At 41.9% G+C, this 16,511-nt stretch carries 8 protein-coding genes and 1 pseudogene; 1 reads left to right on the top strand and 8 read right to left on the bottom strand.

The window, feature by feature from the left end:
• Nucleotides 1-32 precede the first annotated feature (32 nt).
• On the top strand, nucleotides 33-635 hold the full coding sequence (locus FD723_RS12455) for a hypothetical protein (protein ID WP_256875164.1): 603 nt from the start codon (nucleotides 33-35) through the stop codon (nucleotides 633-635).
• 58 nt (nucleotides 636-693) lie between these two features.
• On the opposite strand, the gene FD723_RS12450 is transcribed toward FD723_RS12455, so the two are convergent.
• The 8 genes and pseudogenes from FD723_RS12450 to FD723_RS12415 all read right to left on the bottom strand — a co-directional run bounded on the left by FD723_RS12450 (nucleotide 694) and on the right by FD723_RS12415 (nucleotide 16,279).
• A complete protein-coding gene (locus tag FD723_RS12450) occupies nucleotides 694-1,422 on the bottom strand; it encodes a transposase (protein WP_256875163.1) in 729 nt (242 codons plus the stop codon).
• Nucleotides 1,419-1,889, bottom strand: a complete 471-nt coding sequence (locus FD723_RS12445) for a hypothetical protein (protein ID WP_179065613.1) — start codon at nucleotides 1,887-1,889, stop codon at nucleotides 1,419-1,421. The genes FD723_RS12450 and FD723_RS12445 overlap by 4 nt, the downstream gene beginning before the upstream one ends.
• A 230-nt stretch (nucleotides 1,890-2,119) precedes the next feature.
• Nucleotides 2,120-2,677, bottom strand: a pseudogene (locus FD723_RS12440) (helix-turn-helix domain-containing protein); the annotation flags it as partial.
• A 188-nt stretch (nucleotides 2,678-2,865) separates the two neighbouring features.
• A complete protein-coding gene (gene devC, locus FD723_RS12435; RefSeq protein WP_179065612.1) occupies nucleotides 2,866-4,044 on the bottom strand; it encodes an ABC transporter permease DevC in 1,179 nt (392 codons plus the stop codon).
• Nucleotides 4,045-4,086: 42 nt separating this feature from the next.
• Nucleotides 4,087-5,283 carry an ABC exporter membrane fusion protein gene (locus FD723_RS12430; RefSeq protein ID WP_179069125.1) on the bottom strand — a complete coding sequence of 399 codons (1,197 nt, stop codon included), beginning with the start codon at nucleotides 5,281-5,283 and terminating at the stop codon, nucleotides 4,087-4,089.
• Nucleotides 5,284-5,356: 73 nt separating this feature from the next.
• Nucleotides 5,357-6,421, bottom strand: a complete 1,065-nt coding sequence (locus FD723_RS12425; protein WP_179065611.1) for a TauD/TfdA family dioxygenase — start codon at nucleotides 6,419-6,421, stop codon at nucleotides 5,357-5,359.
• 132 nt (nucleotides 6,422-6,553) lie between these two features.
• Nucleotides 6,554-7,618 carry a TauD/TfdA family dioxygenase gene (locus FD723_RS12420; RefSeq protein ID WP_179065610.1) on the bottom strand — a complete coding sequence of 355 codons (1,065 nt, stop codon included), beginning with the start codon at nucleotides 7,616-7,618 and terminating at the stop codon, nucleotides 6,554-6,556.
• A gap of 213 nt (nucleotides 7,619-7,831) precedes the next feature.
• Complete coding sequence (locus FD723_RS12415; RefSeq protein WP_179065609.1) at nucleotides 7,832-16,279, bottom strand: type I polyketide synthase; 8,448 nt, start codon at nucleotides 16,277-16,279, stop codon at nucleotides 7,832-7,834.
• Nucleotides 16,280-16,511 lie beyond the last annotated feature (232 nt).

The raw sequence follows: 16,511 nt of genomic DNA, 5'->3' as shown, positions 1-16,511 counted from the left end.
ATCTGCTCAATTTAAAATAATTTAACAGAACTATGCCAATTAAAAAACACATTAATCTGAATCTTGGAAGTTTCCTGAATCCCGCAGATAAAAAGATAGTTGTCAATTTAGCTACTGAAGATATTTTAACTTTAATCACGCAAGAATTAAAAACTCGTTACTCCCCAGAAACTCAAAAACAATTACTTGAGGAGAGCTCCCAGTTGTTGCCTGATTTCGTGCTTCAAGAATTATTAAAGCGCCAAGAGCAGGTAGTAAACGTTAACCCCGATACATTAATAGTGGTTAACTGTCAAATAGCAGAGACAGAAGCCGATGATTTGGGATTTGATTTAAATGTCGAAGCATATTTTGTCATTGCAGATACAACAGGTCAAAACCATTTTCGGGCTAATAAGATAGTCCTTTGGTCAAATATATGGGATGATGAAGAAAAACTTTTTGATTTAGAAGATGAACTAGGCGAGCAATTCTGGACTAATTATCAAATTCAGTTGCTTTTTGATGAAAAAGAGCAGCAAACAATTGAACTGTCAGTCTCACAAACAGATGATTATGCAGCAACTTTACAATTTTACCCATCTTTTCAAAGGTTTTTACCATCCATAGTTCCCTTTACGGATAATGACTTTTAAAATCCGCGATTCAAAATTTGCCCAGCATTTAGGGACTTGCAAGAAAATAAAATACCAGTTAAACAGGCACAATAGTAATATCCCATTTGGGTAATGTTTCAGAACGCTGCCATAGAGTTTGGTACTGTTCTAACTCTTGTGATAAAACTTTGATTCCTTTTTCATAGGTGGTTTCAACTCGGTGAACAATGGGTGTAATCCCTTGACAAGTCATATTGGAAGCCCAGTTTACTGCGGCTTCAACAGAATCTAAAATAGCGCCATTCCAATAGTTCTCTAGGGCAGCCCAACACCGCTCTATGGGATTGTACTTGCTATGATACGGAGGATAATAAATTAGCCGGATTTTTAAATTAATCGCTTGAGACAGTTCAACCATGCGTTTGATAAATTGTGTGCGGTTACTACGAGTTGCGGTACCACCATCAAGGTCAATTACCCATTCATTAATATCTTGGTAATTGTGTTGATTCTCATGCCACCAAGCGGTTAAACAATCGACAATAAAATCACTAGTTTCAGCCGACTGCCCTAAGTAAATCGATAGCTTTGAAGTGTGGGTGTTGAGAATGCCAAAAGGAACTAAAACTGTTTGCCACTGTGTATCGTGGTCATCCGCCGCTTTTGCCTCCAATGTTCCGGCTTTACCGCCTCTGGAAAGGTTGCCAATCTTTACCTTGGCTTTAGTATCTATAGACACTCGCAACGATTTATGATTTTCATCTGATGCCTGATTTTCTCGGAACACATTCTCGAATATGGCATCTGTTTGGGGAATCTTTTTCAAAGGCTTGGTTTTTTGTGTTTTTTTAGGCGATACCCCAAGCGATTGAGAATCGTCCCCAGGGTTTGGCGAGATGGTAATTCGCTCTCGTCGTAGCCATGAACACTCACCAATGCCTCTGTTACTGCTCTGGCACTAATGCGCGCATACAGAAAGGTTGATTGAAATTTTGGGTCAGCTTGGGCTTGAGCATCTTCCAATGAATGAATATCCGATTCTAAATTGGGCAGAATCTCAACACTATTGTGTCTTCCCCTTGCCTGATAGTTATCTACACAGACTATCCCCGTCCGCCGTTCATGCAAGCCAAGTTGTATACTCTGGCGATTCCATCCCAACACTGTTTCTGCAATGCGTGCTGAATTATCGAAGTAATCTTCGGTAACTTTTGCCATGAAGTCTCTTTTACTGCTGCCAGTTAGTTTCTTGGCTGCATCTTTGAAGGTAAATTTTATAGTGTCGGTAAGCATCAACCCTGTGATTCCAATTCTAGAAATTGAGAACAGGCGCGGGCAGATCCGCGCTTCCTATTCTTCTAGAATGACTGGTACTTTATTTCTCCGCAAGTCCCTTAGCGTAGACGTAAAACAGCTTGTAACTAAACATTTATTTCCAACAGTCGTTACCGTACAAAACTTTCTGAGTGCCATTTGGAGCAAATCGGACACACCAACCCTGTGTTTTTACTTGCTAATAACGGTCGTCTTGATTGCACCATCTCAATTGGTTTATGAGTATCTAAATCCACTAATACTGCTAAATAGTTTCCTTATCCTTTAACTAAAGCTATTTCATCTATACCTAACTTTTTTATCTGACTTAAGTTTATGCTTAATATTTGCGATACAAGATTTTTTAACATTGATTCTACTTCTTCATAACTTAGTCCATTTCTTTCGGCAACACTACGAATTTTACTATTTAATACTTGTAGCACTATATCCGTCGCTAATCTTTTTGTATATCCTTTACTTTTATCTACAAAATCCAGTTGTTCACTCTTTGCTTTTTTACACTTATGACATTTAAATTGGTGACGATTTATTTTTAATAGAACTGTTTTTTTATTCCAAGGTAAATCATGAATCATCCGCCAGTGATTTTGATGTATACTATGAGTACTTTGAGAACACTAGGAGCAAGTCGAGTAATTCACCCTTTTTTCTATTGTTATAGTTATTTATTCCCCTTCAATTTCTTGAAAATCTAATACTTTCATATCGGGAAGATTCAAGATTTGCTCTACAGGAAACTTCATCGCGAACACCTAAAACTTTACAATTTTATAATTTATCTGATAATTTTGGTGTTTTAAACTATGCTTAATATCTCTTAAACACTTATTAAATCTATATTGCAGGCATTAATATCACTAAGTTATAATCATTATAATTCAGTAACTTTTAATAATCACCATCAAACTACCGGAAGAACCATTTTCCTTAACTAAAAAATATCTGCTGGATCTGCCGAGCGTAGTTTATTCATAGCTAACAGTCCGGAAACTGTAGACATTAAAATTGTTGAAATTAAAATAATTAATATATTACTTAAGCTCATTCTCATCGGTAAATTGGTAGTTTTTGCTGTGAAGCTGTAGATATATGAAGAAATAATAGAACCTGGAATATAACCCGATACTGCTAATATTAAAGCCTGTTTAAATACTACATTTAGTAAATATTTATTAGTATATCCAATAGCTTTTAAAGTAGCATAGGCTGTTATTTGAGTTGAAATATTACTATAAAGAATTTGATAGACAATGACTATACCAATAATAAAACACATTACGAGCATAAGGTTAAATATAAAACCAATAGGTGTTCTTGTAGCCCAATACTTTTTCTCAAAGTCTTGAAACTCTTGTTTGGTAAAAATTAAGACATCATGACCCAAATTGTTTTGTAGATTGGTCAGAACTTTTTGTGGCTCGACACCAGAATCAAGAATTATCACACCTACATCTATCATTTCTGAAGTTCGGTTATTTTGAAATATTCTGAGGAAAGTTGAGTCACTGACAATTAAATTACCATCTACTCCAAAAGAAGGACCCAAGCTGAATAGACCACCGATTTTAACTCGATAACCTTTAACTGCATTAAAAGCAAATATTTCGACTATTTGCTCAGTATTTTCTGATTTAAATTTTTCAGCAACTGGCCCGAACTCAGATCGAGATTTTTGGTCAAAAAGAACCATGTCAGGAATTTTAATTTTATCTAAATTACTCTCCATTTCTGGTAAATTAAGAGCTATTCTCCCTGGTTCAACACCAATCAGATATATGGAGTATTTTTCGCCGTTTACTGGATTCTTGAATTTAGCAAAGCCCAAATACATCGGACTGATTGACTTAACACCATTAAATCCTAAAACTTGATATAAACGAGTACGAGAAAAGCTTTGATTTGAAGTTAAAGATTTATACTGAGAACTAACTAAAAATAAATCTCCTTGGAGACTATGATGTACTCTGATAGCACTTGAAAAAAGAGCATCTTGGAAACCAAGTTGTGTAAATATCAAAATTACAATAAAAGTAATCCCAGCCACAGCTGCTAAAAAACGAACTTTGTTTTGGGCTAGTTGTAGCCAAGCTAAAGGAATTTTAAAATTCATAATTCCCGGTTGTAATTATTTTAACTAACCTGATGATGGCAATTATATTTGAATAGCTACATCTACTTGTAAGTTGGTTAAACTTGCAACCTGTTGATTATCCTCTGGATTATCTATACGGATTTTCACCTCAATTACTCTCCGGTCTGTATCTACCCCTGGATTAAGACTTAAAACACTCTGTTTGCTAACTTGTAAACCAATCTCGCTCACTATTCCCCGTAATTTTCCAGTAAATGTAGTACTGCTGATGCTGGCTTTTTGACCTACACGCACTTTTTTGATATCAGTTTGATAAACTTCCGCCACAACATACATGTGAGACGTTTCACCTATATCAACAATTCCTGAATTGCCAATAGTTTCTCCTGTTTTGGTATGAACTTTTAAAATTCTTCCATTTATAGGAGATTTAACATAAGTTAAATCTCGTTCTACTTTTGCTTGTGTAATTGCAGTCATGGCACTTTCGACTTCGGCTTGTGCCACCTGAACATCTACATCACGCACTTCGCTAAGACTTACCAACCTGGCTTTTGCCTCTTCTATCTGGTCGTTAAGAGTATGAATACTCTTGTTTAAGTTTTCTTTAGCTTCTGTGAATTGTTGTTGTATTGTCTGAAGTTCTAAATACTTGCTATCTGCAATAGAAGCTGAAATAGCACCTTCTGTATATAACTGCTGATAACGATTATTCTCGGTTTGAGCGTTGTTGAATTGAGCTTGTAAGCGGGCAATTGTTGCTTGTTGAGTGCTAACTTCTCCTTTTAATTGAGTTTCTAAACGGGTCACTACTGCTTTTTGAGCTTCAATGTCTGCCGATTTTGCTCCGGCTTTAACCTGCGCTAATCTAGCTCTAGCAACTTTAACTTTGTCTTGTGCCTGTTGCAGTGCCGCTGTCGCTTTAGCATAATCTTGGAGTAATGCCACTATTTGCCCTGCCCGAACTCTGCTTCCTTCTTTGACTAGCAGTTTTTCTACTCTGTTACCTGAGAGTGAACTGGGGGCAGATAATTGAGTCACTTCGCCTTGAGGCTCTAGATGTCCCAGGGCAGTAATCGCAACTATGACAGGAGCTGCTTTATAGGATTTTAATGGGTGAGTCTGAATATTAGACCGATATTGTGAAAAAACGTAGACAGATGAGAGTCCTATGGCTAATGCAATGAAAGCTGCGGAAATTATTTGCCATCGACCTGAAGATTTTTCAAGTAATCGGCTTTCTGTATTAATCCTCAAAATACCACCAACTAGTCCTAGTTTTTTTTTCAACACAACCCATTACTCCGAACATTACCCATTACCCCATGACTTAAGAACCTAAACTGACAAGAAGTTGCCGCTGACCTCGAAACGGCCTGCGTCCATGTCCAAATCGTAAGTTATCAAGAAACAAAATATCTCCTTGCTGCCAGTTAAGAACTATAGTTTCAGCAATGACAGCATCCCACATTGCTTCAATATCCTCGCGTGTAAAAGGAGTACCATTGCCAAGGGTACAATCTATAAAAATCTTCCCAGTACTATTCAACTTTTCCAAAAATAGAAGTACTGGCAGTATCTTGCTGCCGAATCTTAGTAATAATGGGCTAAAAACTCCAACTATCAGCTTCAGGACTGAAGATTTTCTCTTTTTATCTGAATTAACAGATAATATTAAATCACCCAAAAATTCCGGTGGTGTAATGCGTAATATGTGTTCCTTTCTTGAGGAGTGAAAGCTAGTAATTAGATTAAACCAAACCTCTTCACCTGTGTGTGGATGGCGACGAATACCCTCTACGTTGCTAATCATCACCATGATATCGCCTTCCCAAGTACAGTTCCAACCCCTTGCCTTACATCTTTCTTCGGCAATACTAAGATTTTCAGTTTCAAAAGTTTCACTCCAACCCATTATGTAATCATCACTTTCTTTGGGTAAGCGTCGGATATAACGAAGACCGTTAGTACGTATGGCATCCATAAGTTGATCTGGCAGGCGTTGCAAAACACGCCGACAGTCGCAGATTGGTGTTTGTCCGCCTACCTCTGCTGCTTTTAAACAGAAAAAAAGTATTCGTTCAGGAAACTTATGAGAGGTCGCAACTTCATTGTGAATAGGAAGACTGACTGCTGGAGGGAGTTCACTTGCAGTGTATATTAAGTCTTTCACTGGCTTGCGAACTACAGTGCCACCCATATAATCCATTGGGGTAGTGATTAACTGTGCTGCGATATCTGCAAAATCTTCAGCAGTTTTCAACGGAAAACCCCGGAGTAAAACGGCTCCATGTTCTACAAATATTGAGTTGATTTTACTGACAGCATCTTTGTTTAAGAAATCCTCGCCAATCTCTTGAAAACTTAGTTGGAATGGAATAGTAGTAGTTGTCATGTGTATATTTGTGGTTTTTACAAGGTAATGTTTTATTTCAAAGATGGAAGAAAAGGAATTAGCTCAGTCTGGCAGAAATTTTTTACCAGTTCCAAAAACCATTATTGCGAATACTACCCATTACCCCATGACTTAAAAACCTAAACTGACAAGAACTTTCCGCTTACCTCGAAAAGGCTTGCGTCCATGTCCAAATCGGAAGTTATCAAGAAACAAAACATCTCCTTGCTGCCAGTTGAAGATAATAGTTTCAGCAATGACAGCATCCCATATTGCTTCAATATCCTTGCGTGTAAAAGGAGTACCATTGCCAAGGGTACAATTCCAATGAATATTACCGGGAGTGTACCACTTTTGGAAAAATAAAAGTAATGGAAGTATCTTGTCCCCTAATTTTATTACTAATGGACTAGAAGCTTTCGCTATCAACCTAAGAATTGGAGATGCTTCCATTTTATCTGAATTGACAGATGCTACTATATCACCAAGAAATTCCTGTGGTGTAATCCGCAGGGAGTGTTCATGTCTTGAGGAGTGATAGCTAGAAATTTGATTAACCCAAAGTTCTTCCCCTGTATGTGGGTGGCGACGAATACCTTCTACAGTGTTAGTAATCACCATGATATCGCCTTCCCAAGTACAGTTAAAATTCATTGCCTTGCACCTTTCTTCGGCAATACGGGTATCTTCAGTTTTGAAAGCTTGACTCCAACCTTTTAAGTAACTTCCACTTTCTTTTGGTAAGCGTCGGATATAGCGAACGCCGTGAGTACGTATAGCATCCACAAGTTGATTTGGTAGTCGTTGCAAAACACCCCGACAGTCGCAGATTGGTGTCTGTCCCCCTACCTCTGCTTTTTCTAAACAGAAAAAAATTATTCGCTCAGGAGGGTTATCGGTATATCCCATTTCGTTGTGAATAGGAAAGGTGATTGCTGGAGGAAATTCACTTGAATTATATACTAAGCCTTTTATTGGTTCGCGAGCTATAGTACCACCCATGTAATCCGTTGGGGTGGTGATTAGCTGTGCTGCGACATCTGCAAAATCTTCAGCAGTTTTCAACGGAAAACCCCGCAATAAAACAGCTCCATGCTCTGCAAATCTTGAGCTTATTTTACTGACAGCATCTTTATTTAAGAAATCCTTACCAATCTCTTCAAAATTTAGTTGGAATGGAATAGTAATGGTTGTCATGTGTATCTTTGCAGTTTTTACAAGGTAATATTTTATTCCCAAGATATAATGTAAATAACTAGTACATCGGGGCAGAAATTTTCCACTAGTTGGAAAGGTTAAAAAAGGTTAAAAGCTGATTTTTAAACCAATATTTCTTCTGCAATCTGCCTTTTTGTACTAGTTTACTGTTCTCCTATAACTCTTTTTAGAAAGAGTCTTGTGTCAACTAATTTACAAACAAAGAAGTGATGATAGCTCCTCAGATATTGCTTGCAAAAGCAGATGTTGAGAGCTGTGTAAGAATAAATGATTGCCGCTTAACATTTGCAGCTTAAAGTTGCTGCAAGTTTGCTCGCGCCAAGCCGAAAGTAAATCTTCAGTTATCACGTTGTCTTGCATTCCTCCAAACACAGAAATAGGACAATTTAGTGGCTCTTCCTCTGTATAGCTGTATTTTTCAGCCAACAAAGTTACTTCCTTTAAAAGCAGTGGTAACAATTCCAACAGTTCTGTGTTGTCACGATACAGTTGGGGTAAATCGTTGATAGATACTCCTTTGACTGGCTCAAATTCAGGGAGTTTTTCAACAGAAGGATGTAAATAGGGTATCTGAGGAGCTTGTGAAGCACCAACGAACAAGTGAGCAGGAGTTTTACTATTTTCGCGGCGCAACTGACGGGCGAGTTCAAAGCTGATTAATGCCCCTAGACTGTGACCATAGAAAGCGAATGGTTTGTCTAGATAAGGAACCAGAACTTCTACCAAGATTTTGATTACAGAGGTTAGCTCGTCGAATGACTGTTTGCCCAAAAAGTCTTTACTTCCGGGAAGCTTAACGGCACAAACTTCTACATCTGCTGGTAAGTTATCTGACCAAGGAAGAAATTCTGAGGTACTGCCCCCAAGGTATGGGAAGCAGAACAGACGCAAGCAGGCATCTGGATTTGGTTTTGGGAAAACGAGCCAATCACTTGGAACTGCCGTCACTGAAGAAGGTAATTGTGTCTGGGAAGTTCCCATCAGTTGCTCAACTAGCTCCACTGCTAGTTGCGAAATACTTGGGCCCTGCACTAGTTTCATTGTGGGTACACTCACACCCAAAACGCTCTCAATTCGGTTACTCAGTTCTACTCCCATTAAGGAGTCAAGTCCCAGATTGGTCAGCGATTTTTGACTATCCAATTTAGCAGGAGAAGTTCCTAATACCAAAGCTACAAGTTCTCGCAGGTGAGATTCCAAAATTTGCAAGCGCTCTGTTGGTTCGGCTGTCATCAGGTCGTCTAAGAGCAAATCTCCTTTGCTATTGCGTCTGTCTGCCTTTGGTAAAACAGCTGCTTCGTTGACTAGCTGAGAAAATCGCGCTGATGCGCCAGTTGGGTAAATCTCGCTCAACCGATGCCAGTTAAAAGGTGCTACTCCTGTCTGCACTGCCTCAACATGGAGTAATTGTCCTAATATCTGTAGTGCTTGGTGCGATCGCAAACCTTTCATGCCAATCTGGTCTAAATATTGACCGATTACAGTGTTATCAGCAACATAACCAACATCGGCAATCGCACCCCAGTTAACGGTCAAGGCTGGCAGTCCTAAAGCGCGGCGGTGATGTGCCAGCGTATCAAGAAAAGTATTAGCAGCTACATAATTCCCCTGTCCTGTATTTCCAATAATGGAACTAAACGAGGAAAATGATACGAAGAAATCTAAGGGTGCGTTTAAGGTGTGGGTGTGTAAGTTCCAAGCTCCCATGACCTTGGGTGCGATCGCTTTTCCTAAACGTTCCTGGTTGAGGTCGAGCAGGAGAGCATCGTCCAGAACCATTGCTGCATGAATAATGCCTCGCAACGGCGGCATAGACTGGCTAATGTTTGCCAGAACACTTTTTACTTCCTCCTCGTGTGACACGTCTGCTTTAGCGGCTACCACATGAACATCTGCTGACTCCAATGTTTTTACCGCTTCCTTTGCTACTGACGAGTCAGCACCACTACGACCCATTAGCACTAAGTGCCGCGCCCCCCCTTTCACCAACCACTGAGCCACTGCTAAACCAAACCCACCCAGTCCACCAGTAATTAAGTAAGTTGCATCAGGGCGAAAAGTGACTGTTGCTTGAGATGAGGGAACTATCTTTACATCTGGCTCTTGCAACGATACGACAATCTTGCCGATGTGCTTGGCTTGTGCCATGTAGCGGAAGGTGCTTACTACCCTCGATATTGGGAAGACTCGATGAGGAAGTGGGTGAAAGCTTTTTACCTCAAAATATTCTATGACTTCACGGAATAAGGAGCCAGCAAAATCAGGGCGATCGCTTAACAGCTTGTCCAAATCTACCGCAAAGAAGGACAAATTATTTTGAAAAGGTCGCAGACCCAGCTTATTGTTCTGCTCGATATCGCGCTTCCCGATTTCTATAAAACGTCCATAAGCTCCCAGCACAGAGAGGCTCTTAGGGATAGCCTCTCCTGCCAAAGAGTTGAGGACAATATCTACACCTTTACCGCCAGTAATTTCCATCACCTCTGAGGCAAATGCGGTGGAGCGAGAATCCATTACATGCTCTACGCCAAGCGATCGCAAAAATTCCCGTTTTTCTGGACTACCTGCCGTCGCGAAAATCTCTGCACCCACTGTCTGGGCAATTTGGATGGCAGCAAGACCTACACCACCTGCTGCTGCATGGATGAGAACCCGCTCACCCTGACGCAACCTTCCCAAATAGTGCAAGGCGTAGTAAGCAGTCAGAAAAGTTACAGGGATTGTGGCGGCTTCTTCAAAACTAAGATGCGCGGGCTTATGCACTACAGCGCGGGCATCTGTCGTTGTGTGCGTACTAAAGCTGTGAGACGCACAAGCAATAACTTCATCACCTATCTTAAACTCTTCAACGCCAGAGCCAATGGCGGTAATGATTCCGGCACATTCTATACCAAGCGATCGTCCGGAGAAAGTCCCTTCCAAACTGGCATCATTTAACAAATTTATTGTCTTGGCAACATCCTTAAAGTTCAAACCTGTGGCGCAAACCTGAATTTCCACCTCTCCCGTCCCTGGTTTTGAGAGCGCCATCGCCCGCAGTTGCAAGTTATCCAACACTCCTGGTGCAGAGATTTCCAAACGAAAGGGTTCTCGATTTTGTGCCAGAGATTTTGATTTTTGAATCAAATCTGCTGGCGATAACCGGATTAACCGATTTACATAGCGATCGTTACCCCGCAAGGCGATTTCATCTTCTTTATCGTCTGCCAGCAACTCTTCTATGAGAGACTGAATCTCCTCTGGGGCAATAACAGAACTCAAATCCACGCGAGTGCAGCGAAGATTGGGATGTTCATTGTTAATGACTCGGCCCAAACCCCATAAAGGAGATTGGGCAAGCGAGAGAGATTTTAAACCTCCTACTGTCTGGGTAGAGTTCGTCACCAAAAATAGACGCAGAGAATGCGGACAATTGACTTTAGCCAACGCCTGAAGCAAATGCAGTACGCCCAAACAGCTGTTTGTTAAAGTTGATTCTAGGGTAGCTGTTGTCATTTTCTCAGTTGGAGGTGTGTCTAGACTCCACAGATAAACTACGCCGCGACAGGTGGGTTGATTTGCATCAACAGCTTCTAGGAGTTGCTGCATATCTTCTGCGTATTCCAGACGAATTTGGAAGCTATCTGCATCAAGGCGCTGGAAAACAGTTCCAGGTTCTATCAGAATTGGGATTTGTTGGTGTTGTTTGAGTTGTTCTGCTAGCTGTTGCCCGACTCCAGAATTGTCAGCAAAAATTAACCAAGTTCCTGAATTTTCAGGCTTTAGAGGAATCACTGATGAGGGCTGAACTTCTGGCTCAAGCTTTGGACTAGTAGCCAGAATAACGGTTTGGAGAGACTTATCTGTTTCTGGTGGTATATCTGCAATGCTAGCAACTTCCACAAACCCGACATCTTTTAGCAAATCTTGCCACTGAGCCTCAGAAAGCAAAGGGTGCGATCGCCGCAGTTGGACATCAGTAAATAGCCACCAGCTGTTGAGCAATCCAAATACTAGATCCGCGAAGCGGTTAGTGGCTGTCAACTCCAGCAAAACCAGCAACCCTCCAGAAGCGAGAAGCTGTTTGACATTTTCCAGCGTTTGATGAAGGTCACGAGTCGCGTGCAGTGCGTCTGATACTAGAATCAGATCGAATGAATGCGGTTGGAATCCTTGGGCGATTACATCCGCCTCAATATCCAAAACTTGGTACTTAACGAAAGGATAATCGTAAAACTTTTGCTCGGCAGAGATTGTCAACTGTGGGGTAATGTCAGTAAATACATATTCTGTTCGATGTCGTGAAAGCTTTGGCAGAACATAGGATGTCAGCGAACCTGTACCTGCGCCAATTTCCAAAATCCGCACTGTTCGTCCCTCTGGTAAACGTTCCAGCGCAATCGCGATCGCTTTCTCAACCAGCAGGTTATAAATCCGATAACTAGGTGAATCTTGGTACAGATGCTCAGATGTTGTCACAGAACCTTCAGGGAAAATCAATTGTAGCGGTTCGACCTCCCCAATCAATACCGAAGCTAGCTTCTGACCGCACCGCCCTAACAACGTCAGTTCCGCTTGATAAGCAGGAAATTTCGCTAAAAGTGTTTTCCAAACCTCAATAGGTTGCTTCATTTCTGGTATGCGGCAGACTTCCCACTGGTCATTTACTCGACGCAGCACGCCATCTTCAGCTAGGATTCCTAATAATCGACTCAAAAGTTGCCGATGCTGGGACACCACACCTAATTGTTCTGCAAGAGTTTCCGCGCTTATACGAGTATGGAATTTCGGCTTCCACCCAAGTTGCTCAAAAGCTTTGAGAATGTAAACAGCACATAAACCATCTATTTGTGGCTTTACCTGCTCGTAGTACTGCTTCCTTCCTAATTGCACACTCAATTGATCTGCTTGAGATTGGAGTTTCTGAGTGATTTGCATTGGGTCTAGCAGATAATCTGGGGTGGAACGAACTAACTCTTGATTAGGACGTGCCTTCATCTCCCATTGGTATTCGTAGAGGTAATCTGCTTTTTCTAAACTTTCCTGCTTACTCTCCACAGACTGGCAGACTAATCCGATAAATTCTACTAGTACATTTCCTGCATCATCGATTAGTAGGATATCTCCTTTGAGACGGTTGGCGCTTTGCTCAACTAGGCGGGCATAGCTCCACATTTGCAGCCCTGGACGACCATAAACTTTCACTTGGTCTATCTGTACTGGTAGGTAAGTCACTTGAATACAGACAGTGGCGAAGGACACCTGAAAACAAGCATCAAGGATAGCCGGATGCAATTGATATTCCTCGACTTCCTGTAAAGCATTACTCACCTGAATTTGAGCCAACGCTTCACCTTCGCCATTCCAAAGCTGCTCAATTCCTTGAAAACAAGGGCCATATTCGAGTTTTATTTCCTGGAATTGTCGGTATAGATCGCTTTTAAAAATTTCGTTGGGACAACGACTCTTAATTTCATCCAACACAACCTGCTTAGAGACAAAGCCATTTTCAACGCGAGTTAGCTTACCCGTCGCGTGTCGAACCCACTCTGATTGGCTGCCTTTGACATTGCTGTTAATCTCGAAGGATGTTTGGTTTGGCTCCAGACTTAACTGAAGTCTTGACACCCCACTTTTTGGTAAGAAGAGAGCTTTTTGAAATTCAATTTCCTCTACAATATAAGCTCCCTCTTTGAAGATTTCTTTCCCAGCAGCCAAAGCCATTTCTACATAAGCTGCGGCGGGATAAACCACAGTCCCTTGAACACGATGGTCATCAAGATAACTGAGGCGATGCTTGTCAATCTCTGTATCCCATATCGGTTGACTTGATTTGAGACGGCTTCCTAAAAGGGGATGGACTTGTTGCCCCAACATTAAGCGGTGAGGAATTGTTCCAATCCGTATTCCCATAGTTTCTTCAGACTCGTTCCAATAACGCTCTCGCTGCCAGGGATAAGAAGGCAGGCGCACGAAACGGCCTTGCGGATATAGCTTGTACCAATCAACTGGGTATCCGAGAGTATAGAGTTTGCCAAATGACGAGAGCATTGTGGGGCGTTCTGGTTCAAAGCGCCGCAGACTTGGCAGCACTTTTCCAGATATCCCAGCTAAATCTTGACATTCAGAGATGGAATTAGCGAGAACTGGATGAGCGCTGATTTCTACAAAGGTGTTGTAACCTGCTTGAATCAGGGAAGCGATCGCCCCTGCAAAAAGCACTGGCCCCCTCATGTTCAGACCCCAGTAAGTGCCATCCAACTCTGAACCGTCTACCTGCTTGCTCGTAACGGTAGAGAACAAGGGAATCGTGGCTGTTTGAGGCTTGATTTCTTGCAATGATTGTGCCAACTCTGGCTTTAATGGCTCCATCAGGGGACTGTGATAAGGCACCTCAACTTGCAGGAATCGGCAGAAAATTTGTTTTTGCTCCAAAAATTTGGCAATTTCTGACAAAGCGGCGCTATCCCCAGCCAGGGTAACGGCACTGGGACTGTTAACCACTGCAATACAAACACAACCCTGGTATCCTAATTCTGCTAATACCCGCTCGGTTTTCTCTTGAGACAGCCCAACAGCTAGCATTGTCCCTTTCCCAGATGCCTTGGCTTGAGTGCGGCTGCGGTGGAAAATGACCCGCACGGCATCTTTTAGACTCAGAACTCCAGCAACGTGGGCGGCTGCAACTTCGCCAACACTGTGACCTACGATTGCTTGGGGCGTAATCCCCCAGGAACGCCACAAAGCAGCTAAAGCAATTTGTATGGCAAAGATGGAACACTGAGCGATTTGGGTAGAGTTGATATGGCTCGTCTCTTCTGATGCTAAGAGTTCTGACAACAATGACCAATCAGTATATTGCTGCAACAATTCATCGCACTGTTCGATGACCTCTCGAAATACCGGTTCTGACTCCAACAACTCACGTCCCATTGCCCACCACTGGGCTCCCATGCCGGAAAAAACAAAAGCCAGTTTAGGTTCAAATCCTGAAGCTAGATAACCAGAAGACAGACTTGGACGGTTTTCTCCCGCCAGAAATGCTTCCAGATTTTCTACCAGTCCTTCAAAGGAATTCGCAACCAACGCCAACCGATGCTCGTGATGACCTCGGCGATTACTGGCACTGTAGCAGATGTCCCATAATGAAATATCAGAACTCGAATCGACAGCTGTTAAAAAGTCACGGGTTACTTGTGCAACAGCCACAAGAGCTTCTGGACTTTTTGCCGATAGGGGCAATAGCAGACCAAGAGAACCGCGCTCTGAATCGGGTATATCTGTTACAGCATCCGTTGCTAATCCTGATAAAAGAACGTGGGCATTCGTTCCCCCAAATCCAAAGGAATTCACGCCGGCGATGCGCGGCCCATTTTCGTTTTGCCAAGGCTCAAGGGTGGTAGGCATCCGTAACCCCAATTCCTCAAAAGGAATTTTAGGATTCGGTGTCTGAAAATGCAGATGTGGCGGAATCTGGCAATGCTTAATAGCTAGGGCGGTTTTGATTAAACCTGCAATTCCTGATGCTATTTCCAAATGTCCAATGTTGGTTTTAACTGAACCAACAGTACAATAGTCTCCCGGAGTCCGATTTTTACCCAGTACGTTTCCTAAAGCGATCGCTTCTATCGGATCGCCTACTGGTGTGCCTGTGCCGTGAGCTTCAACATACTGTACCTGAAGAGGCGATATCCCCGCCAGACGGCAAGCTTCCTGGAGTGCTGCTTCTTGGGACTGTCCATTAGGAACCGCGATCCCCTTGGTTTGACCGTCTTGGTTAACTACACTGCTGAGAATTACAGCATAAATTGGGTCTCTATCTGCTTGCGCTTGAGATAAAGGCTTCAAGACAACAATACCAGCTCCCTCGGCGCGGACATAACCATTAGCTCGCGCATCAAAGGTAAAGCAACGCCCATCAGGAGAGAGCATTGATGCTTTAGAAAATCCTATACTTACTGCTGGTCCGAGTATCGCATTCACGCCTCCTGCTATTCCTAGCACAGACTCTCCATTCCAGATACTTTGACAGGCAAGATGAACTGCAACCAGCGACGAAGAGCAGGCTGTGTCAACAGTCATACTTGGCCCTTTGAGGTTCAATATGTAGGAAATACGGTTAGCGGTGATACAGTGAACGTTGCCTAAGCTTGTGTAAGCGTTAATGGAGTTGTGATCGCACCCTTGGATGTTCAAGTAATCGCTAGTTGATATTCCAATAAATACCCCTGTCTTCGAGTTAGCAAGGTGTTCCCTGATCAGCCCTGCGTCCTCCAGCGCCTCCCAGGCTACCTCCAGCGTCAGTCGCTGCTGCGGGTCCATGCGTGAGGCTTCTCGCCGATAAATCCCGAAAAATTGGGCATCAAACTCGTCTATCTTATCTACAAAGCCGCCCCAGCGGGTTCGCATTTTACCTGGTTTTGTTATATCTGGGTCGTAAAATTTATTTATATTCCAGCGTGACTCTGGTACTTCGGTAATAGCATCCACACCCGAAACCAGCAGTTTCCAGAAAGCTTCTGGGCTATTAGCACTGCCTGGAAAACGGCAACCTATACCGATAATAGCTATAGGTTCTGATCCTTTACCATTGTCTGCACTTTCAACATCAGTAGTTTGTTTTGAAATTTGCGGCTTAAGATATTGCACATTATGAGTCATAATGAATTTGTTCTTAAAAGAATAATTTAATTATTGGTGTTCCATAATTAAGTGATGAACTGTCCTCATTATGTATCTCACCCATATTCGTAATAACGGGCATCGACGTGAGAAATAAATTTATATTTTGATTTTATGTGAACGCCAATTTTTATAATCACATTCAAAACGAAATTATTCAGATGAAATCAAGAAACAATGTATGACATGTACGTTATTAATAGATATCATT

The organism is Nostoc sp. C052, from assembly GCF_013393905.1.
Classification (GTDB): domain Bacteria; phylum Cyanobacteriota; class Cyanobacteriia; order Cyanobacteriales; family Nostocaceae; genus Nostoc.
The sequence above is the reverse complement of the archived record's forward strand: the minus strand, read 5'-3'. Positions and strand labels throughout refer to the sequence as shown.

Coding starts and splice junctions, on each gene's coding strand:
- FD723_RS12425 (WP_179065611.1), bottom strand. CDS start 6,421: ATGACAACTACTACTATTCCATTCCAACTAAGTTTTCAAGAGATTGGC.
- devC (WP_179065612.1), bottom strand. CDS start 4,044: ATGAATTTTAAAATTCCTTTAGCTTGGCTACAACTAGCCCAAAACAAA.
- FD723_RS12420 (WP_179065610.1), bottom strand. CDS start 7,618: ATGACAACCATTACTATTCCATTCCAACTAAATTTTGAAGAGATTGGT.
- FD723_RS12445 (WP_179065613.1), bottom strand. CDS start 1,889: ATGCTTACCGACACTATAAAATTTACCTTCAAAGATGCAGCCAAGAAA.
- FD723_RS12415 (WP_179065609.1), bottom strand. CDS start 16,279: ATGACTCATAATGTGCAATATCTTAAGCCGCAAATTTCAAAACAAACT.
- FD723_RS12455 (WP_256875164.1), top strand. CDS start 33: ATGCCAATTAAAAAACACATTAATCTGAATCTTGGAAGTTTCCTGAAT.